Raw genomic sequence first — 22,326 nt, forward strand, 5'->3', positions numbered from 1 at the left:
GGTTGGTTCGTGGTGGTCGTGCGGGCGCCGGGTGCGCGCGGGCTGGCGCCCCACACCTATGGTCGCCCTGGGGCGGGCGCCCCAACTGCCCGCGGTGGTTCACCGGTCGAGTCGTTCGTTCAGGACGCGGGCGATACGGGCCAAGACCGCGGGTTCGGTCATTGCCAGATGGGTTGCCTCGATATCGATATCGGTGACCCGGCCGCGGACCACCGGCTCCCAGCCGCGGTGGCCGGTGGCGTCGGCGCGTCGCTCACTGGTCGCGGTGAAGTACAGCAGGTCGCCGTCCAGGGGCCGGGGTCGCCAGTCGGCGGCCGCGCGGAGGGAGTCGTTGTAGGCGTCGGTCATACGCTGGATCAGTGCGGCGTCGATGCCGAGCCGGTCCCCCAGCTTCTCCTCGATCAGGGCGGCGGCTTCCTCGGCGGTGGCGTCGGCGGGTACGAAATCGATACCCATGACGGGACCGAGGTTGGCCACCAGTTCTCCGGCGGTCACGGTGGTGACCGCCGACCGGTCGAAGCCGTCGGCTTCGGCGTCCAGCAGGGCCAGCAGCGCCACCTCTTCCCCGGCGGCGCGCATCTCGACCGCGATCGCGTGGGCGATCTGGCCGCCGAGTGACCAGCCGAGTAGGTGGTAAGGCCCGTGCGGCTGAACCTTGCGGATCTCGTCGAAGTAGCGGCGGGCGGTGTCTTCGATACTGCCCGCCGCTCTCCCATTGCCGCTGAGCTGCGGGGCCTGGATGCCGTAGATCGGGCGGCCTGGGGACAGGTATTCACCGAGGGGCCGGTAGGACCAGGCCAGGCCCGACGCGGGATGGATGCAGAACAGCGGGGGTCGCTGCCCTTCGGTGCGGATCGGTAGCAGCACATCGAATCCGGGGGCGGCGGGTTCGGTGGCGACCTCACCGGTCCGCATCCCGGTTTCGATACGTTTGGCGAGTTCGGCGGGACGCGGATCGGACAGGATCCAGCTGACCGGGACCTCGTAGTCGAGTTCCTTCTTCAGCTCGGTCACCACCTGCACCGATTTGAGGGAGTTGCCGCCGAGGGCGTAGAAGTCGTCGTCGGCGCCGACACGGTCCACGCCGAGGACGTGCCCGTAGGCGCGGGCGACCTGCCCTTCCAGCCACGAGGACGGTTCCCGGAACTCCCCTACCGCGAACACCGGTTCGGGCAGGCGTTTGCGGTCGAGTTTGCCGGAGGCGGTGAACGGGACGGCGTCGAGCACCATCACGGTGGTCGGCACCATGTAGTCCGGGAGTTCGGTGGCGGCGTGGGCGAGGACGGCCGCGGTGTCGACGGTGGCGTCCGCGGCGGGCACGAGGTAGCCGACGAGGTGGTCGCCGGCGGCGGTGGTGTGTACGGCGGCGATGGCGCGGGCGATGGTGGGATGTTCGGCGAGGACGGCTTCGATTTCGCCGAGTTCGATGCGCAGGCCGCGGAGTTTCACCTGGAAGTCGGTGCGGCCCAGGTATTCCAGTTCGCCGTCGCGGCGGCGGCGGGCCCGGTCGCCGGTGCGGTACATGCGCTGCCCGTGGGCGTAGGGGTCGGGGACGAAACGGTCGGCGGTGAGTCCGGGGCGGGCGTGGTAGCCGCGGGCGATCTGGTTGCCGGCGAGGTACAGGTCCCCCGCCACTCCGGGCGGTACCGGGTGCAGGCGGCTGTCGAGGATGTAGGCGCGGACGTTCCAGACGGGTGTGCCCATGGGGACGCTGCCGGTGTCGGCGTCGGTCACGTGGTGAGCGGTGGCGTGCAGGGTGAATTCGGTGGGGCCGTACAGGTTGTGCAGGTCGGTGCCGGGCATGACCTGCCGGGCGGCGGAGACGACGTCGGCGCCGAAGGCTTCACCGCCCACGAGCAGTGCCCGCAGCGAGGTGAGGGCGGATGCCGGTGCCGCGCCGGCGAACGCGGCGAGCATCGACGGGACGAAAGAGGTGACGGTGATGTGGTGTCTGGCAATGGTTTCGGCGAGGTAGGCGGGGTCGGTGTGGCCGTCGGGGCGGGCGATCACCAGCCGTGCGCCGACGGCGAGGGTGGCGAACAGTTCCCAGACGGAGACGTCGAAGGTGGCGGGGGTTTTCTGCAGTACGGTGTCGGCGGCGCCGAGCCGGTAGGTGCCGATGATCCAGTGCAGCTGGTTGAGGGCCGCCCGGTGTGTGACGGCGACACCTTTGGGGCGTCCGGTGGAGCCGGAGGTGAACAGCACGTAGGCGAGGTTGTCCGGGCGCAGCGGGGCGCGGCGGTCGCGGTCGGTGACGGGGGTGTCGGCGAAATCGGTGAGGTCGATGCCGTCGAGGGAGGTCAGGACGACGACCGGGTCGGCGGTGGCCAGCATGTAGTCGATCCGGTCGGCCGGGTGGTCGGGGTCGACGGGGACGTAGCCGCCGCCGGCGGCGTGCACGGCGTACATGGCGGTGACCTGGTCGAGGGATCGGCGCATCCGTAGTGCCACCAGGGTGTCGGGGCCGACGCCGCGGTCGATCAGCCAGCGGGCGAGGCGGTGGACGCGGGCGGCGAATTCCGCGTAGGTGAGGGTGCGGTCGCCGGATTCCACGGCGGGCCTGTCCGGGTAGGTGCGGGTGGCGTGGGCGAACAGTGCGGGGAGGGTTTCGCCGGAGTCGAGGGGCCGGCCGGTGGCGTTCCAGTCGTGCAGGACGGCTACGCGTTCGCGGGTGTCGAGCAGGTCCACGTCGTGGATCAGGCCCGTGGGATCGGTGACGAGGGCGCGCAGTATCCGGTGCAGGCGTTCGACCATGGTGGCGGCGGTGGCCGGGTCGAACAGGTCGGTGGCGTAGGTGATGCCGCCGGTGATGCCGGTGGGGTTTCCGGTGGTGTCGTAGTTGTCGGAGACGGTGACCTGGAGGTCGAACAGGGAGGTTTCGGTGTCGGCGGCCACGGCGGAGGCGGTGAGTCCGGGAAGTTCGAAGTCGGTGGTGGTGAGGTTCTGGAAGGCGAGCATCACCTGGAACAGCGGGTGGTGTGCGTGGGAGCGTACGGGGTTGAGTTCCTGGACGAGGCGTTCGAACGGGACGTCGGCGTGGCCGAACGCGGCGAGGTCGGTATCGCGTACTTGGTCGAGTAGTTCGGTGAACGAGGTCCGGTCGGTGAGCCGGGTGCGCAGGACGAGGGTGTTGACGAACATGCCGACGAGGTTGTCGAGTTCGGGTTCGCCGCGTCCGGCGTAGGGGGTGCCGATGGCGATATCGTCGGTGGCGGCGAGCCGCGCGAAGGTGGCGGCGAGGGCGGCGTGGAACACCATGAACAGGGTGGTGTTGTGGGCGCGCGCGACTTTTTCCAGGTCGGCGTGTAGTTCGGCGTCGATGGTGAGGGGGACGGTGGCGCCGGCGTAGGACTGCGCGGGGGGCCGCGGCCGGTCGGCGGGGAGTTCCAGGAGCGGCGGCAGGTCGGCGAGCTGGGTTGTCCAGTAGTCGATCTGGGCGCGCAGCAGGGAGTCGGGGTCGTTTTCGGTGCCCAGGACGGTGTGCTGCCAGATCGCGTAGTCGGCGTATTGGACGGTGAGTGGTGCCCAGCCGGGTGGGCGGCCGTGGACCCGTGCGTGGTAGGCGGTCATCATGTCCCGGGCCAGGGGCGCCAGGGAGGATCCGTCGCCGGCGATATGGTGCAGGACGACGGCCAGGACCCAGCTGTCGGGGGCGAGTTCGAACAGCCGGACGCGCAGCGGTACCTGGGTGGTCACGTCGAAGACGGTGGCGACGAGTGCCGTGATCGCGGCCGGTAGTTCGGTCTCGGTGATCGGTGTGGCGGTGAGCGGCGGCGTTTCACCGGTGGGGAGAACCACCTGTGCGGGCTCCCCTTCGGTGTGCGGGTAGATGGTGCGCAGGACTTCGTGGCGGTCCACGACGTCGGTGATCGCGGCGTGCAGGGCGCCGGTATCGAGGCGCCCGGTGAGGCGGATGACGATGGGAATGCTGTAGGCGGCGGAGTCGGGTTCGAACCGGTTGAGGAACCACATCCGCTGCTGTGCGTAGGACAGCGGGATATGGGGTGGGCGGGGTTGCGGGGTGAGCGCGACGCGGCCGGTGTCGGCGTGGGATTCGGCACGGGCGGCGAGTTCGGTGACGGTGGGTGCGTCGAAGATCATCGCGACCGGGACGGTCGCGTCGAGGGCGGCGCCGATGCGGGCGGCGACGCGGGTGGCGACGAGGCTGTTGCCACCGAGTTCGAAGAAGTCGTCGTCGGCGCCGACAGGACGGTCGAGTCCGAGTACGTCGGCGAAGACTCCGGCGACGATTTCTTCCACCGGGGAGGCGGGGGCGCGGAAGTGCCTGGTTTGCAGGATGGGTGCGGGCAGGGCTTTGCGGTCGAGTTTCCCGTTCGGGGACAGCGGGACCCGGTCGAGGACCATGATCGCGGCGGGCACCATGTAGGAGGGCAGGGCGTCGGTGAGTGCCGCGGTGAGGTCGTCGACGGAGATTTCGGTGCCGGCGGCGGCCACCACATAGGACACGAGGGTGACGGGGCCGGTGCCGTCGCGGCGGGGCACGGTCACGGCGAACGCCACTTCGGGGCGGGCGCCGAGGACGGTGTCGATTTCGCCGAGTTCGACCCGGTAGCCGCGGACTTTCACCTGGAAGTCGTTGCGGCCCATGAATTCGAGGTCGCCGTGGCGGTTCCAGCGGACGACGTCGCCGGTGCGGTACATGCGGCTGCCGGGTTCGCCGTACGGGCAGGCGGTGAACCGGGCGGCGTTGGTGGTGGGCCGGTTCAGGTAGCCGCGGGCCAGGGCGGGGCCGGCGAGGTACAGTTCGCCGGCGACGCCGACGGGGACGGGTCGCAGCCGGTCGTCGAGGACCAGGGCGCGCATTCCGGGCAGCGGGGTGCCGATGGTGGGGCGGTCGCCGGGGCGGATGCGGTCGGTGGCGGTGGCGACCATGGTGGTTTCGGTGGGCCCGTACAGGATCCGGAATTCGCGGGTGCCGGCGCGGTCGGTGCCGGACCAGCGGGTGATGAGGTCGGCGGGCACTTCGTCGCCGCCGGACATGACCATCTGCAGGTCGTCGAGTCCGGTGGGGTCGACCGAGGCGAGTGCGGCGGGGGTGACGAAGGCGTGGGTGATGCGGTGGGTGCGCAGGAATCCGGCGAGTTCGTCGCCGCCGTAGATGCCGGTGGGAGCGATGACGAGGGTGGCGGCGCGGCCGGTGGCGAGCAGGATTTCCAGGAGGGAGGCGTCGAAGGACGGGGACGCGAAGTGCAGGACGCGGGTGGGTTGGCCGGGGTGGTGTCCGGCACGGCCGGCGGCGACGAAATCGGCGATACCGGTGTGGGTGACGGCGACACCTTTGGGGCGTCCGGTGGAGCCGGAGGTGAAGACGATGTAGGCGGCGTTGCCGGCGCGCAGGGGTTGCCGGCGTTCGGTGTCGGTGAGGGGTTCGTGGGGGTGTTCCTCGATTCGGCCGGTCACGGTGGGGTCGTCGAGGACGAGCCAGTCGAGGGTGGCCGGGAGTTGTGGTTGTGCGGCGGCGACGGTGACGCCGAGGCCGGCGCCGGAATCGGTGACCATCTGCTCGATGCGGCTCGCCGGGTAGCGGGGGTCGACGGGGACATAGGGGGCGCCGGTTTTGACGACGGCCCACCAGGCGAGGATCGCTTCGGCGGACCGGCCGGCGGCGACGAGGACGGGGTGTTCGGGTCCGGCGCCGTGGGCGATGAGCAGCCGCGCCAGCTGGTTCGAGCGGTGGTCGAGTTGCCGGTAGGTGAGTTCGGTGCCGTCGGCGATCACGGCGGTCCCGTCGGCGTTGTCGCGGACGGCGGCCGCGAACACGTCCGGGAGCAGGGCGGGCGCGTACGGTTCCGCGGTGGGGCGGGGGCCGATGCGGGTGACGAGGTCGCGGTGTTCGCCGGTGTCGAGCCAGTCGATATCGCCGACGGTGACGGCGGGGTCGGTGGTGACCGCGTCGAGGACCCGGATCAGACGGTGCACGAATCCGGCGGCGGTGGCTTCGTCGAACAGGTCGTGGGTGTACATGACGGTGCCGGAGATGCCTTGGGCCTCTCCCCTGTCGTCGTAGGTGTCGGCGAGCACGAATTGCAGGTCGAATTGGGTGAGGCCGGTGTCGGTGTCGGCGCGGGACACCGTGACGCCGGGCAGTTCGACCTCGGTGTCGGCGAGGTTCTGGAATGCCAGTACCACCTGGAACAACGGGTGCTGGGCGGCGGAGCGTTGCGGGTTGAGTTCTTCCACGACGCGTTCGAACGGTACGTCGGCGTGTTCGAAGGCTTGCAGGTCGGTTTCGCGGGTGCGGGCGAGCAGGCCGGTGAACGGTTCGCCGGTGTCGAGGGTGGTGCGCAGGGCGAGGGTGTTGACGAACATGCCGACGAGGTCGTCGAGGCCGGGTTCGCCGCGGCCCGCGACGGGGGTGCCGATCACGAGGTCGTCGCTGCCGGCGAGGCGGCCGAGGACGGCGGCGAGCGCGGCGTGCACGGTCATGAACAGGGAGGAGCCGTGGGTGCGGGCGAGGTGCAGCAGCCGGGCGTGCAGGTCGGCGCCGATGTCGACGGGGATGCGGCCGGCGGCCAGGGACGCGACGGGTGGGCGGGGGCGGTCGGCGGGCAGGTCGAGGCGTTCGGGTGCGCCGGTGAGGGTGTCGCGCCAGTACCGCAGCTGGGTGGACAGCAGCGATTCGGGGTCGTCGGCGGAGCCGAGTACCTGCCGTTGCCAGACGGCGTAGTCGGCGTATTGGACGGGCAGTGGTTCCCACCGGGGTGCGTGGCCGCCGACGCGGGCGGCGTAGGCGGTCATCACGTCGCGGGCCAGCGGTCCCATGGATTGGCCGTCGCCGGCGATGTGGTGGACGACCAGGACGAGCAGGAATTGCCCGGTGTCACCGGCGGTGTCGAGATCGAACAGGGCGACGCGGAGCGGGACTTCGGTGGTGACGTCGAATCCGGTGCGGACGAATTCGGTGACGGCGGCGGGGGCGGTGCCCTCGTCCACGGTCCGGGCCTGGACCGCGGGTGCGGGTTCGGCCAGTACCACCTGGCGGGGTTCGCCTTCGGTTTCGGGGTAGATGGTGCGCAGCACTTCGTGGCGGGCGATGACATCGGTGAGTGCGGCGTGCAGGGCCGCGGTGTCCAGTTGCCCGGTGAGGCGCAGCACGACCGGGATGTTGTAGGCCGCCGATTCGGGTTCGAACCGGTTCAGGAACCACATGCGCTGCTGCGCCAGGGACAGCGGGACCGGGTCGGGGCGGGCGCTCGCGGTGAGCGGTATCCGGCCGTCGCCGCGCAGGGTGCCGGTGTGGCGGGCGAGTCCGGCGACGGTGGATGTCTCGAACAGGGCGCGGACCGGTACCCGGACACCGAGTGCGGCGCCCACGCGGGATACGACGAGGGAGGCGCTGAGCGAATCGCCGCCGAGGGCGAAGAAGTCGTCGTCGGCGCCGACCCGGTCGGTGTGCAGGACTTGGGCGAACGCGTCGGCGACGAGTTCTTCCAGCCAGGTCGCGGGGGCCCGGAATTCGCGGACGGGGAATTCGGGTTCCGGGAGGCGGTCGCGGTCGAGTTTGCCGTTCGAGGTCAGCGGTACCTCGTCGAGGACGGTGATCGCGGCGGGAACCATATGGGCGGGCAGCGCTTCGGTGAGGGCGGCGGTCAGGTCGTCGGGGGTGAGGGTTGCGCCGGGTGCGGGCACCACGTAGGACGCCAGCCGGGCGGGGCGGCCGTGGCCGCGGTGGGCGAGGGTGGCGGCGAACGCGATATCGGGGCGTGCGGTGAGCACGGCATCGATCTCCCCCAGTTCGACCCGCATGCCGCGGATCTTCACCTGGAAGTCGTTGCGGCCGACGAATTCGAGGTCGCCGTCGGGGGTGTAGCGGACGACGTCGCCGGTGCGGTACATGCGGGTGCCGGGGTCGCCGAACGGGGAGGCGACGAACCGGGCCGCGGTGAGTCCGGGGCGGTCGATATAGCCTTCGGCCAGGCCGATTCCGAACAGGTACAGTTCGCCGGCCACACCTTGGGGTACCGGGCGCAGCCAGGTGTCGAGGACGGTGGCCGCGACGGGGCCGGCGGGGCGGCCGATGGTGACGGGTGTGCCGGTGTCGGGTAGTTCCCCGGCGGTGGCCCAGATGGTGGTTTCGCTGGGGCCGTAGAGGTTGATGAGGGTGCGGCCGGGGGCCCAGCGCTGCACCAGGTCGGGGCCGATCGCTTCACCGGCGGTGGCCAGGACGCGGAGACCGCCGAGATCCTCGGGTGGGACAGTGGCCAGCGCCGACGGGGTGATCACCGCGTGGGTGATGTGGTCGCGGCGGATCAGGTCGGCCAGTTCACGGCCGCCGTACACATCCGGTGGGGCGATGACGAGCCGCGCGCCGGTGCCGTGCGCCATGAGCAGTTCGAACAGTGCGGCGTCGAAACTGGGTGAGGCGACCTGTAGCACCGTCGACTGCCGGTCGACGTGCAGGACGCGGCGTTGTGCGGTGACGACGTCGGCGAGGCCGCGGTGCCCGACCCGCACACCTTTGGGGGTGCCGGTGGACCCGGAGGTGTAGACGACGTAGGCGCCGTCGTCGAGGTGCCGGGCGCCGTGGGTGCCGGGTGTGGCGGGTTCGGCGGTGAGGTCGTGGCGGGTGGTGTCGTCGTCGAGGACGAGCCAGTCGAGGTTGTCGGGCAGGCTCGGGCGGGTCGCGGTATCGGTGACCCCTAGTGCCGCGCGCGAGTCGGTGAGCAGGAATTCGATACGCCCGGCGGGCAGGTTCGGGTCGATCGGCACGAACGCGGCACCCGCTTTCGCGGCGGCCCAGATGGTGACGATCGCGTCGAGGGAGCGCGGCAGGGCGGCGGCGAGGACGGTGCCGGGGCGGGCGCCGCGGCGCGACAGGATCCGGGCGAGCCGGTTCGATTGTTCGTCGAGTTCGCGGTAGGTGAGGGTGGTGTCAGCGTATTGCACGGCGACCGCCTCGGGTGCCGCGGTGGCGGAGGCCGACAGGATTTCGGGCAGGGTCGCCGGGGTGGGGTGGCCGGCGGGCGGGTGGGTGGGTTGTGTGTCGCCGGGCAGGGACAGGTCGGCGAGGCGGGTGGCCGGATCGTCGGCAATACGGTGCAGGATCTGCACGAACCGGTCGAGGATGCGGTGGGCGCGGTCGGTGTCGAATTCGTCGCGCAGGAACCGCAGGGTGATCCGCAGGCCCGCGGATCCGTCGCGGGTGGGTGCGACCACCAGGCTGAGCGGGAACGGGGTGGCGTCGACGCCGGTGATCTCACCGACTCGCAGGCCCGCGGAGTCGACGAGCCGTTGCAGTCCCGGGCGGTCGACGGGGAACGACTGGAAGGCGATGGCGGTGTCGAACAGTTCGGTGACACCGGCGGCGCGGTGGATATCGGGCAGCCCCACATAGTGGTGGTCGAGCATGGTGGCGTGCTGCTGCTGGATTCCGGTCAGCAGATCCCGCAACGTGTGGTGTGGTGTGAGCCGGACCCGGACGGGCACGGTGTTGAGGAACATGCCGAGGGTGTGGTCGACCTGCGGCAGTTCCGGTGGCCGGCCGGAGACCGCGGCACCGAAGATCACGTCGGTGTCGTCGGTGAGGACGCGCAGATTCACCGCCCACGCGGCGGCGACGGCCGTGTTGACGGTGACGGCGCCGTCGGCGGCGACCTGCCGCAGCGCGTCGTGGACGGCGGCGGGGATTTCGGCGTTCACCTCGTCGGCGGTGCTGGCGGCGCCGGTGCCGCGGGCGACCCGGGTGGGTGCGGTGACATCCGAATAGGCCTGTGCCCAAGCCTCTTTGGAGGCGGCGAGGTCCTGGTGGTCGAGCCAGACCAGGTAGTCGCGGTAGGAGGGGGCGGGCCCGGCGGCGCCGATCCGTTCGGGGGCACCGTAGTTTTCGAGGAGCTCACCCATCAGCAGCGGCATGGACCAGCCGTCGAGCACGATGTGATGGTTGGTGACGAGCAGCCGGAATTCGCCGGGGGCGAGGCGGAGGAGGGTGAACCGGATCAGGGGCGGCGCGGACAGGTCGAAACCGGCGGCGGCGTCGGCGGCGGCGATCTCGCCGGCCGCGGGGCCGCCGGGAGTGAGGTCGATCTGTTCGAAGGTGACCTCGGCGTGGTCGAGCACGATCTGGGCGGGCCCGGAGGCGGTGTCGACGAAGGCGGCGCGCAGGATGTCGTGCCGGTCGATCAGCGCTTGGGCGGCGCGCCGCAGGCGCCCGGCGTCGACGGTGCCGGAGAACCCGATCGTGGTCTGCACCGTGTAGTTGTCGGTGTCGTGTCCGGCGGGACCGTCGGTGGCGAAGGTGGAATGGAAATGGATCCCGGATTGCATCGGCGACAGCGGCCATACTTCGGTCAGGCCGGGATAGGTGCGGTGCAGCGCGTTGAGGTCGGCTTCGGTGAGTGGGGTACGCGGCTGCCGGTCGGGGCCCCCGGCGGGCGCGGCCGCGTCCGGTGCGGGTGTGCCGGTGCGGGCGGCGGCGGCGAGCGCGGCGACGGTTTTGTGGTCGAACACGTCGCGGGGGGTGAAGACGAGCCCGGCGGTGCGGGCCAGCGCCACCAGGCGCATGGAGACGATGCTGTCGCCGCCGAGGGCGAAGAAGTTGCTGTCGGCCGAGACGGCGTCCAGGTTCAGCACCTCGGCGAACAGGTCGGCCAGTACCTGTTCCTCGGAGGTGCGCGGAGCCCGGCCGGCCGTGGCGTGGGCGGTGAATTCCCGCTGCCGCAGGGCTTTGCGGTCAATCTTTCCGGTGGCGGTGACCGGCATCTCGTCGAGTTCCACGATCGCGGCCGGCACCATGTAGTGGGCGAGGGTGCGGCCCAGGTAGTCGTGCAGGGCGGCGGTGTCCGGGTTCGCGCCGGGGGCGGCGACGATATAGGACACCAGGATCGGTTCCCCGGCGGGGCCGGTGCGGGTGACGGTGGCGGCACCGGCCACCGCGGGATGCCGCACGAGCTGGGCGTCGATCTCCCCCGGTTCGATGCGCAGGCCGTGAATTTTGACCTGCTGGTCGTTGCGGCCCACGTATTCCAGTTCCAGCCCGCCGCGGACGCGGATCCAGCGCACCGAATCGCCGGTGCGGTAAAGCCGTTCGCCGTGGCCGGAGCGCGGGTCGGCGACGAAACGGGACGCGGTGGTGCCCGGGCGGCCGAAATAGCCGCGGGCCAGCCCGGGGCCGCCGAGATACAGTTCGCCGGCCACACCCACGGGCACGGGTCGCAACCACATATCGAGTACCGCCACCGACACACCGCGCACCGGGCGGCCGATCGTCACCGGTGCCTCGGGTTGCAGGGCGCCGGAACCGGTGGCCCAGATGGTGGTTTCGGTGGGCCCGTAATGGTTCATCAGCCGCCGCCCGGGCGCCCACCGGTGCACGGTATCGCTGCCGGTGGCCTCCCCGACCACCGCGATCGTCGTCAGCGATTCCAGTTGCGCGGGGTCGAGAGTGTTCAGCACGGACGGGGTGATGATGGCATGGGTGACCCGTTCGGCGGCCAGCAGCCGCGTCAGGTCGGGGCCGCCGTACACCTCCGGTGGCGCGATCACCAGGCAGCCGCCGTTGCCGTGGGCCAGCAGCAGCTCCGAAACGCAGGCGTCGAACCCGGGTGAGGCGACCTGCAGCACCGTCGAAGTGGTGTCCACGCCGAACGCTTCGGTATGCGCGGCGGCGACGTCGGCGAGGCCGCGGTGGGTCACCTGCACCGCCTTCGGGGTGCCGGTCGATCCGGAGGTGAAGATGACGTACGCGGTGGCGGCGGGGTCGGGTCGCGGGGCCGGGTCCGGGGTGGCGGCGGGCCGCGGGTGGTCGTCGTCGAGGAGCAGCCAGTCGACGGTGTCCGGCAGGTGCGGGGCGAGGGCACCGATCGTCACGCCCAGGGTGCTGCGGGAATCGGCGAGCATCCGGGCGAGTCGTTCGGTGGGATTGGCGGGATCGAGCGCGACGAAGGCGGCGCCGGTGCGCGCCACCGCCCACATCGCCACCACCAGCTCGGCCGAACGCGGCAGGGCCAGCGCCACGAACGTTTCCGGGCGCGCCCCGCGCGCCGCCAGCAGCCGGGCCACGTCGTCGGCGCGTTGTTCGAGTTCACGATAGGTGAGGGTGGTGTCGCCGGACCGTACGGCCGTGGCGACCGGATAATGGTGGGCGGTGGCGGAGAGCAGGTCGCCCAGGGTGCGTTCGGCGACCGGCGGGTCCCCGGCGATTGACAGCAGTTCGGCGCGTTCGGTATCCCAGCAGGAGGGGACCGCGGCCGCGCGGGCAGCGGGATCGGTGACGAGCCGGGTGAGGATCAGTTCGAACCGTTCCAGCAGGCTACGGGCCTGTTCGCCGGCGAAACGGTCGGTGGCGTAGCGCAGGGTGACGGTGTAGGTGCCGGTTCCCTCGTCGCGGCCCGGGCGCGGCGGGGTGACCTGCAGGCTCAGCGGGTAGGGGGTGGCGTCACGGGCATCGACGTCGACCAGCCGCAGCCCGGCGTCGCCGAGATCGCGGGCCAGGCCGTCGCGGTCGAGCGGGTAGGACTCCAGCACGGTGACCGTGTCGAACATATCGGCGATACCGGTGGCGCGCTGCAGATCGGCCAAGCCGATATGGCGGTGCTCCAGCATCGCGGCCTGCTCGGACTGGACGCGGGTGAGCAGATCGGCGACCGTTTCGTGCGGGTCGAGCCGCACCCGCACCGGCAGGGTGTTGATGAACAAACCCACCATGTGCTCGACGCCGAGGATCTGCGGCGGGCGCTCGGTGACCGTATTCCCGAACACCACGTCCGGGCGGCCGGTGAGGGTGGACAGCAGCAGCGCCCACGCCACCTGCAGGGAGGTGCCGGCGGTGACACCGTGCGCGCGGCCCAGCTCCGCCACCGCGGCGGCGGTCGCGGGCGCGAGATCGAGACCGACCTCGCCGCTGGGAGCGCGGCTGGCGCGGTCGGGCCGGCCCGCCACCCGGGTCGGGTTCTCCACCCCGGCCAGCATCCGCTGCCAGGCCGCGGTGGCGGCGTCGCGGTCGCGGGTGTGCAGCCATTGCAGGTAGTCGCGGTAGGACCGTGGCGCCGGGAGCTCGCCCGCCGCGTCACCACCCGCGGTGTACAGGGCGAGCAGCTGGTGGATCAGCAGCGGCATCGACCAGCCGTCGAGCACGAGGTGATGGTTGGTGACCAGCAGCCGGTATTCGGCGGCGGCGGTACGCAGCAGGTGGAAGCGCAGCAGCGGCGGCCGGGCGGGATCGAAGGGAGCCGATTCCGCCGCGGCCAGGCGCTCGATTTCGCGGTCGCGGTCGTCGTCGCCGAGGCCGGTGAGATCGGTATCGCGCCAATCGACCCGGACCCGGTCGAGCACGAGCTGGCGGGGGCCGGCACCGCTTTCGGTGAACGCGGTGCGCAGGCTGTCGTGCCGGTCCAGCAGGATTTGCGCGGCGCGCCGCATCCGGGGCGCGTCGACCTGCCCGGCCAGGGTGAGTGCCGCCTGCACGATGTAGCCGTCGTCGCTGTCGCGGTCGTAGAGGGTGTGGAACAGCAGCCCGGACTGCAGCGCGGTCAACGGCCACACATCGGTCAGCTCCGGGTAGTCGCGCAGCCAGCCGTCGATCTCGGCCTGCGAAACCTCGACCAGCGGGAAATCCGACGGGGTGAAACCGCCGGCGGATTCGCTGCGCGCGTGCGCGGCCAGCCCGCGCAGCGCCTGCTCCCACAGCCCGGCCAATTCCCCGACGTCGTCGGCGCTCAGGATCTGTGCGGCGAATTCCCAGGTGGCGTCGAGTTCGAGGCCGTCGGGGCCGGGTTCGGCGATCGCGTTCACATCGACGACCGCGGGCAGCGCCATCTGCGGGTCGGTGGTCGCGGTGAGCGAGGTGAATTCGGTGGTGGGTGTCCACGCCCCCGAGTGTTCGCGGACACCCACCCGCCCCAGATAGTTGAAACTGATCTGGGGCTCCGGCAGTTGCCCGAGTTCGGCGTGACCCACGGGATCCAGGTAACGCAGCATCCCGTAACCGATGCCGTTGTCCGGCACCGCCCGCAGTTGCTCCTTCACCTGTTTGATCGCGAGTCCCGCCGCCGGACCCCCGGCGAACGCGTCGCCGGGGTCGATACCGGGCACTTCGAGCCGGACCGGGAACCGGGTGGTGAACCAGCCGACCGTGGCGCTGAGATCGGCGCCCGGCACAGCCCGCTCTTCACGGCCGTGCCCTTCCAGGGAGATCAATTCCCCGCCGCCGGCGGTGTCGCCACGGCGGCGCCGCCATTCGGCCAGCGCCAGCGTCAGCGCCGCGAGCAGGGGGTCGTTGGCGCTGCCGTGGTAGCGGGCAGGCAGGGTGGTGAGTACGGCCTCGGTGACCTCGGCCGGGATCCGCAACCGTACCCGGCCCGCGGTGGCCGCGGTATCGCGGTGCGGGTCCAGGGGCCGCGCCCCCAGTAGCCGGTCACCGCCGGCGAGGACACCGCTCCACCGCGCCAGTTCGCCGGCGCGCCGCGCGGACGCCTGTTCGGCGAGGCCGTGTGCCCAGCGCCGCACCGAGGTGGTGCCGGCGCCGATCCGCGGGTCGTCACCGGCCGCGATCTGCGCCCACGCCTGGGCCAGATCGGCGAGCAGGATCCGCCACGACACCGCGTCGACGGCGAGGTGGTGGATCACCAGCCACAGCAGATCGGGTTCCGTACCGGGATCGTGCAGCCAGACGGCCTGCACGAGGGCACCGCTGGACGGGTCGAGACGGTCGGCGGCCTCCTGCAGAGACCGGTCCACCTCGGCGGCGTCCCGGTTCCGGAGTTCGGTGCGGGTGAGGACGGTGGCGGCATCGACCGCGCCGGGGGCGAGGATTTCGAGGCGGTGGTCGCCGGGGCGCAGCATCGCGCGCAGGATGTCGTGACGGTCCAGCACGGTGTGCAGGGCGCGGACGAGATGGCCCGGGTCGAGGTGGTCGGGCAACTGGACGAGGGTGGCCTGGGCGAACCGGTCGTAGTGGCCGCGGCCGAGCATGGCGTGCACGATCGGGGTCAGCGGCAGCGGCCCGGTGCCGCCGCCGGGGAGTTCGCTCAGATGCGGGGCGCCACCGGATTCGGTGGCCGTCGCCGCGAGACCCGCGACCGTCTTCTGCTCGAACACATCCTGGGTGGAGAACCCCAGTCCTACGGCCTTGGCGCGGGCGACCAACTGGATCGACAGGATGCTGTCGCCGCCGAGGGCGAAGAAGCTGTCGTCGGCCCCGACCTGCGGAACACCCAAGACCTCGGTGAACAGACCCGCCAGCAGTGTTTCGCGTGGTGTGGCGGGGGCCCGGCCCGCCGGTCCGGTCCCGAATTCCGGTTCGGGCAGCGCTGTGCGGTCGAGTTTGCCGTACGCGTTCATCGGCAGCTGATCCAGCGGCAGGATCACCGCGGGCACCATATGCGGGGGCAGGGTGTCGCGGGCGAAACGCTGCAGCCGCAGCGGATCGACCCGGTGCCCGTCGACGGGAACCACATACGACGCCAGTACCGTCGCGCCCGCATTGTTGCGCACCGGGACGGTCACCGACAGGTCCACGTCCTCGTGGCCGGTGAGGGCGGCGTCGATCTCGGCCGGTTCGATCCGGTAGCCGCGGATCTTGACCTGGAAGTCGCTGCGGCCCATCAACTCCAGCGTCACCGCCGGGCCCGCATCGGTCCAGCGCGCGAGGTCGCCGGTGCGGTACATCCGCTCGCCGGGGCGGCCGTAGGGGTCGGCGACGAAACGGGCCGCGGTTTCGGTGAAGCGGTGGTTGTAGCCGCGGGCCAGACCGGGCCCGGCCAGATACAACTCCCCCGTCGTGCCCACCGGCACCGGCTGCAGGGTGCGGTCCAGCACCATGGCCTCCACACCGCGGATCGGGCCGCCGACGGTGAGTGTGTGGCCCGGGCGGATCGGGGCGCCGGCGGCGGTCACCGTGGTCTCGGTGGGCCCGTATTCGTTGAACATCACGCAATGCGGCACCCAACGGTCGATCACATGCGGCGGGCACACGTCGCCCCCGACCACGACCACCCGCAGCTCGGTCAGCGGTGCCGGGTCGACGGTGGCCAGCATGGCCGGGGTCAACGTCAGGTGGGTGACCCGCTGCTGGGCCAGCAGGTCGGTGAGACGGTCCCCGCCGAGGACGTCCGCCGGCACCACCAGCAGCGTCGCTCCGGCCGCGAAGCAGGTGAGGAACTGTTCCAGGGATGCGTCGAAACTGGGTGAGAGCGCATACGACACCCGCGATTGCGCGTTGACGCCGTAGGTTTCGCTGCGGTCGGCGATCAGGTTCGCCAGCCCGCTGTGGGTGACCTGGACGCCCTTGGGAACACCGGTCGACCCGGAGGTGTAGGTGATGTAGGCGAGGTCGGCGGCCCGCAACGGGCGGGTGCGGTGCGCGTCGGTGAACGGTTCGTCGCCGGGGTCGGCCGGGAGGGCCGCGGCGTCGTCGAGCAGCAGCGGGCGCGCGGTCGGCGGCACCCGGTCGCGCAGGTCTTCGACGGTGACCGCCACCCGGGCGCCGCTGTCGGCAACCATATGTTCGATCCGTTTCGGCGGATACTCCGGATCCACCTGCACGATCGCGGCCCCGGATTTGGCGACCGCCCACGCCGCGACGATCGACTCGACCGATCGCCGCAGCACGATCGCCACCGCCGTGCCCGGCCCGCAACCCAGTGCGGCCAGCTGCCGCGCCAGGCGCGTGGACCGGCTGTCCAGTTCCCGGTAGGTCAGGGTGGCGCCGGGTGCGGCGACCGCTTCCGCGTCAGGGTGGCGGCGCGCACTGCCGGCGAGGATATCGGGCAGCAGCCGCACCCCGGTGCTCTGCGGGCCGCGTACCGGCAGCAGCGTATCCCGTTCGCGGGCCTGCAGCAGCGGCAGCCTGCTGATACCGCAGTCCGTGCCGCGGGCGAGGAATTCGTGCAGGAACATCAGGAACCGGGTGTGGTGCCCGGACAGTTCGGCCGGGGTGTAGACGTCGGGGTTGCCTTGGAAATCGATATGGGTGCTGTCGCGGCCCGCGCCCGGATAGATGTTGACGAACAGGTCGGCGGTGGGGCCGGAGGTCAGCACATGCAACCGGCCGGTGGTCTCGCCGAGCACGAGCTCGTTGTCGACCATCATCAGGTTCACCGCGGGCCCGAACGACGCGGCCTCGTCCCGCGCGATCCCCATATCGTGGAAGATGTCCTCCTGCCGGTAGCGCTGGCGGCGCAACGCGCTGGTGAGCTCGCTCTGCGTGGCGTCGATCACCGATCCGGTGCTGCGGCCGGCGACCGGCACCCGCAGCGGCACCACGTTGGCCACCATCCCGCCGGAACGGCGCAGCACCGCGGAATGCCGGCCCGATACCGGCAGGCTCAGCAGCACCTCGTCGCTGCCGGTCATCCGGGCCAGATAGGCGGCGAACGCGGCGACGACGACCGGGGTGACGCTGGTGCCGCGTTCGGCGACGACACCGTCGAGCAGCGCCGCGGTGTCCGCGGGGAGGGCGGCGCTGACGAGCGCCGGATGGATGGTCGGCTCGGCCACCCGGCCCGCCAGGCTCACCACGGGCGGCGCTCCGGCCAGATGTTCGGTCCAGTAGGCGCGGTCGTTGTCGAACCGTGCCGAACCGCGATACGCCAGATCCTGGTCGATGATCTCGCTCAGGTCCTTCGCCGTCGACGGCGACGCCTCCTGCCCGCGCACCCACGCGTTGTACAGTTCGGTGATCCGCTGCAGCATCGTGACCGCGGCGAAACCGTCGAGCACGATATGGTGCGCGCGCTGATACCACAGGTAGTGGTCCGGGCCGATATGGAACACAACGCATTTCATGAGCCGGTCGCGCAGCAGGTCCAGGGGGGCGGAGTAATCGCGGACCATCAGGTCGTGGGCGGCCGCCACCGGGTCGGGGTGCCCGCGCAGGTCCACCACCGAGACCGGGGATTCCAGGCTGTCGTCCACGATCTGGTACGGCTCCCCGTCGACCTCGATCAGCCGGACATGCGCGGAACCGAACTCGCGGCCGGCGGTCTCGCACGCCAGCAGGAGCACATCGACATCCAGTTCACCGGCGATCTCGACGTACTGCGCCACCGATATCGGCGACGCCCCCGCCAGATGCTGGGCGAACCAGATCCCGCGCTGCGCCGCGGACAACCGCAGGACGTCACCGGCGGGTGGGAGGCCCGGTTCGGCGTCGGCCGTGGGCGAGCCGTTACCGGGAACCGGGTGACCAGGGCCGCCGGCCGAACCGTTCGGCGCCGAAACCGACTGCTCCCCGCTGCCGTCGAGGTTGCGCTTGGACTGGGTCACCTGACCTCCATGTATTTCGTCAATTTCCGGAGCCGTCCCATATCCCGGGTGGCGCCGTCACTGCGCAGAACGTGCATCAATTCGGAAAAGAATGGAATTCATCGAAGGGCGCATATCCCGCCGGCCCGGGATAATCCCGGATTCACCCGAATTCACGGACGAACGTTGTTTCGTGAATTCGTGGTCGATCTGTAATGTATCGATCCCCGTAATCGATACCCGACGGTTATCAATTTCCCGTAGAAGGCCGTCCGGAAATTGCGGGGCGGTCGATACCTGCCACGGCTGAATCCGACGGACGTATACGTGGCCGTTACGGCCGGAAGTGTTTGCGACGGACCCCGCGGGCGCGTGGCGGCCATCCGGCGGACTCGGCGCCGACGGGAGTCATCTCGTCGGCGCTCCTGCGGTCTCCGCGCTTCGGGCGGATTACCTGCAGGTCACGGCGGTGGCTCGGCCCCGGGTCGGGTGCGGCGAGCAGGAAGCGGACCGTAGTGGAATTCATTGGTTGCACTGGATCGCCTTCTGGGAGGTGGCGTGCCTATGTACCAGTTTGTTCCAGCAGAATTCGCCGACCACGCTGTCGCCGAATTCGCGCTATGGATTCCCCGCAACCCCGACAATTGGAGGATTCGTCAGTTGTGCCGATCTGTCGGTTGCGACAATCGGACCGGCAGTCGCCGGAACATCCTGTGCGATCCGACGACCATCTTGAGAAGGCAATGATAAGCAAGTTTCGGCGAGCGACGCAACGGGTATTTACTTTATGCGCTCTGTGCGGGGGCGGGACATCGGGGGCAACCGGTTCCGCCCGCGGGATATTCCTTGATCGACCCGTGGCGATGAAAGCCGGCCGCGGCGGGCGCCATCGGGGATGCCGGTGAGGAAAACGCTGGAGAAGAAGTGACCGGGCGCCAGTTCGTTCCTATCGTGCCGAACGGCCCACGGGTCGCGCCGAGAGAAGTCGGCGAGCCCGGTTCCGTCGTTCGAAGCAGGCGATGCCGGTGGCGCCGAACGGGCCCCGGCACACCGCGGCCCCGGGGCGTGGCGGTTCCCCCTGGGTGGGGGAACAGGTGGCCGCACAGGGGATGACCGGGTCGTGATAGAGGGCTGGGCGGCGGCCGGGGATATCGCGGGGCCGGTGAGCGCGGCGAGGGCGGTGATTACCGTGCGGCGGACCGGGTGCGCAGATATCCTCCACTGCCGAGGGGCGGGTTATCGCCCGGGCGGCGCGGATGTTACCGCGCATCCGCCGGACCCGCGGCTTTTCTGGATAGATACTTAGACTTGATTGATTCCAGAAAAGCGGTAAGCTTCCTGCCGTGACCACGACCGCGGAGTTCGAGAACATGCTGCGCGATGCCGCACTGCGTGTGACCGCGCCGCGGCTCGCGGTACTGAACGTCGTCCACGACAATCCCCATTCCGATACCGACACGATCATCGGGCAGGTACGCGAAACACTCGGCGCCGTCTCGCATCAAGCCGTCTACGACGTGCTGCGTGCGCTGACGACCGCGGGGCTGCTGCGCCGTATCCAGCCCACCGGCTCGGTGGCCCGCTATGAAACCCGGGTCGCCGACAACCACCACCACCTCGTATGCCGGTCCTGCGGCGCCATCGCCGACGTCGACTGCGCACACGGCGCGGCGCCGTGCCTGACCGCCTCCGACAACCACGGCTTCACCATCGACGAAGCCGAGGTCGTCTATTGGGGCCTGTGCCCCGACTGCTCCACGTCGTCCAGCCCGAAATCATGACCCCTGTAACCGGAAGGAAAGCAGTGTCCGAGACCACCACTGGCCAGTGCCCGTTCGCGGCCAAACACCCCACCACGGGTGCCGGCAACCGTGACTGGTGGCCCAATCAGCTCAACCTGAAGATCCTGCGCAAGAACGCGCCTGCCTCGGATCCGATGGAACCGGACTTCGACTACGCCGCGGCGTTCAAAACCCTCGACCTGAACGAGGTCCGCAAGGATATCGCCGAAATCCTCACCACCTCGCAGGACTGGTGGCCCGCCGACTTCGGCCACTACGGCCCGCTGATGATCCGGATGGCCTGGCATTCGGCCGGCACCTACCGCACCATCGACGGCCGCGGCGGCGGTGGCGGCGGCCAGCAGCGGTTCGCGCCGCTGAACAGCTGGCCCGACAACGGCAACCTGGACAAGGCCCGCCGCCTGTTGTGGCCGGTGAAGAAGAAGTACGGCAAGAAACTGTCCTGGGCCGACCTGATGATCTTCGCCGGCAACGTCGCACTGGAGACCATGGGCTTCAAGCCCTTCGGTTTCGCCGGCGGCCGCGCGGATGTGTGGGAACCGGACGAGGACGTCTACTGGGGCCCGGAATCGGCCTGGCTCGACGATCAGCGCTACAGCGGTGAACGCGACCTGGAGAGCCCGCTGGGCGCGGTCCAGATGGGCCTGATCTACGTCAACCCGGAAGGCCCCAACGGCAACCCGGACCCGCTGGCCGCCGCCGTGGACATCAAGGAGACCTTCGGCCGCATGGCGATGGATCTCGAAGAGACCGTCGCGCTGATCGCCGGTGGGCACACCTTCGGCAAAACCCACGGCGCCGGTGACGCCGCCCTCGTCGGCGCCGAACCCGAAGCCGCCTCCATCGAGCAGATGGGCCTGGGCTGGAAGAGCACCCACGCCTCCGGTAAAGCCGGCGACGCGATCACCAGCGGCCTGGAGGTCACCTGGACCACCAAACCCGCCCAGTGGACCAACGACTTCTTCGCGATCCTGTTCGGCTACGAATGGGAGCTCACCAAGAGCCCGGCCGGGGCGAACCAGTGGGTCGCCAAGGACGCCGAGGAGATCATCCCCGACGCGCACGACCCGGCCAAGAAGAAGAAGCCGATGATGCTGACGACGGACCTCGCGCTGCGCTTCGACCCCGAATTCGAGCCGATCTCGCGCCGCTTCAAGGACAACCCGGAGCAGTTCGCCGACGCGTTCGCCCGCGCCTGGTACAAGCTGACCCACCGCGATATGGGCCCGATCGAACGCTACCTCGGCCCCGAGGTGCCGTCGGAGATCCAGATCTGGCAGGACCCGATCCCCGCCGTGGACTTCGAGGTCGTCGACGAGGCCGATATCGCCTCGCTCAAGGAGCAGGTCCTGGCCACCGGCCTGACCGTGCCGCAGCTGGTGTCCACCGCGTGGGCCTCGGCCTCGACCTTCCGCTCCAGCGATAAGCGTGGCGGCGCCAACGGTGCCCGCATCCGGCTGGAACCGCAGAAGAGCTGGGACGTCAACGAGCCCGAGCAGCTGGCCACGGTGCTGGGCGCGCTGGAGAAGATCCAGGAATCGTTCAACGCGGCCCAGACCGGCGGTAAGAAGGTGTCGCTGGCCGACCTGATCGTGATCGCCGGCGCCGCCGGTGTCGAACAGGCCGCCAAGGAGGCCGGTGTGCAGGTCACCGTCCCGGTCACCCCGGGTCGTAACGACGCACTGCAGGAACAGACCGATGTCGATTCCTTCGCGGTGCTCGAACCGAAGACCGACGGTTTCCGCAACTACATCGGCAAGGGCCACCGGCTGCCGCTCGAGCACCTGCTGATCGACCGCGCGAATCTGCTCGGTGTCACCGCGCCGGAGATGACGGTGCTGGTCGGTGGTCTGCGTGTGCTGGGCACCAACTACAAGCAGTCGGCGCTGGGCGTGCTCACCGACAAGGTCGGCGCCCTGACCAACGACTTCTTCGTCAACCTGCTCGATATGGGTGTGGAGTGGAAGTCCACCGATGAACTGCAGGAGACTTTCGAGGCCCGCGATACCGCGACCGGCGAGGTCAAATGGACCGGCACCCGTTACGACCTGGTGTTCGGCTCCAACTCCGAACTGCGCGCCGTCGCCGAGGTCTACGCGGCCGACGACGCCAAGGAGAAGTTCGTCCACGATTTCGTGGCTGCCTGGAACAAGGTGATGAACGCCGACCGGTTCGACCTGGTCTGATCCCGTCCGCCCGGTGTGCCGGGTGACGGTATCGAGTGGCCCCCGGTGTCAACGGGCGCCCGGGGGCGCACTGGTGTTCACCGGCCCCCGCACAGGGGGGGCCCCCTTCCGCTCGGGCGGGGGGCCGTCTCCCGATG

At 70.4% G+C, this 22,326-nt stretch carries 3 protein-coding genes; 2 read left to right on the forward strand and 1 reads right to left on the reverse strand.

Features of this window, described 5'->3' with window-relative positions; all coding sequences use genetic code 11:
• Positions 1 to 99: 99 nt before the first annotated feature.
• Entirely contained in the window at positions 100 to 18,222 is an 18,123-nt protein-coding gene (locus tag QH276_RS18535) for a non-ribosomal peptide synthetase (RefSeq protein WP_280401809.1), read from the reverse strand.
• 1,349 nt (positions 18,223 to 19,571) lie between these two features.
• On the opposite strand from QH276_RS18535, the gene QH276_RS18540 reads away from it, so the two are divergent.
• Positions 19,572 to 19,982, forward strand: coding sequence for a Fur family transcriptional regulator (locus QH276_RS18540; RefSeq protein WP_432278730.1), 411 nt, complete (start codon positions 19,572 to 19,574; stop codon positions 19,980 to 19,982).
• Positions 19,979 to 22,189, forward strand: a complete 2,211-nt coding sequence (gene katG / locus QH276_RS18545; protein WP_280401811.1) for a catalase/peroxidase HPI — start codon at positions 19,979 to 19,981, stop codon at positions 22,187 to 22,189. Before QH276_RS18540 ends, katG begins: the two co-directional genes overlap by 4 nt.
• Positions 22,190 to 22,326: the final 137 nt, after the last annotated feature.

The sequence above is a fragment of the Nocardia carnea genome (assembly GCF_029869215.1).
Lineage (GTDB): Bacteria > Actinomycetota > Actinomycetes > Mycobacteriales > Mycobacteriaceae > Nocardia > Nocardia carnea_B.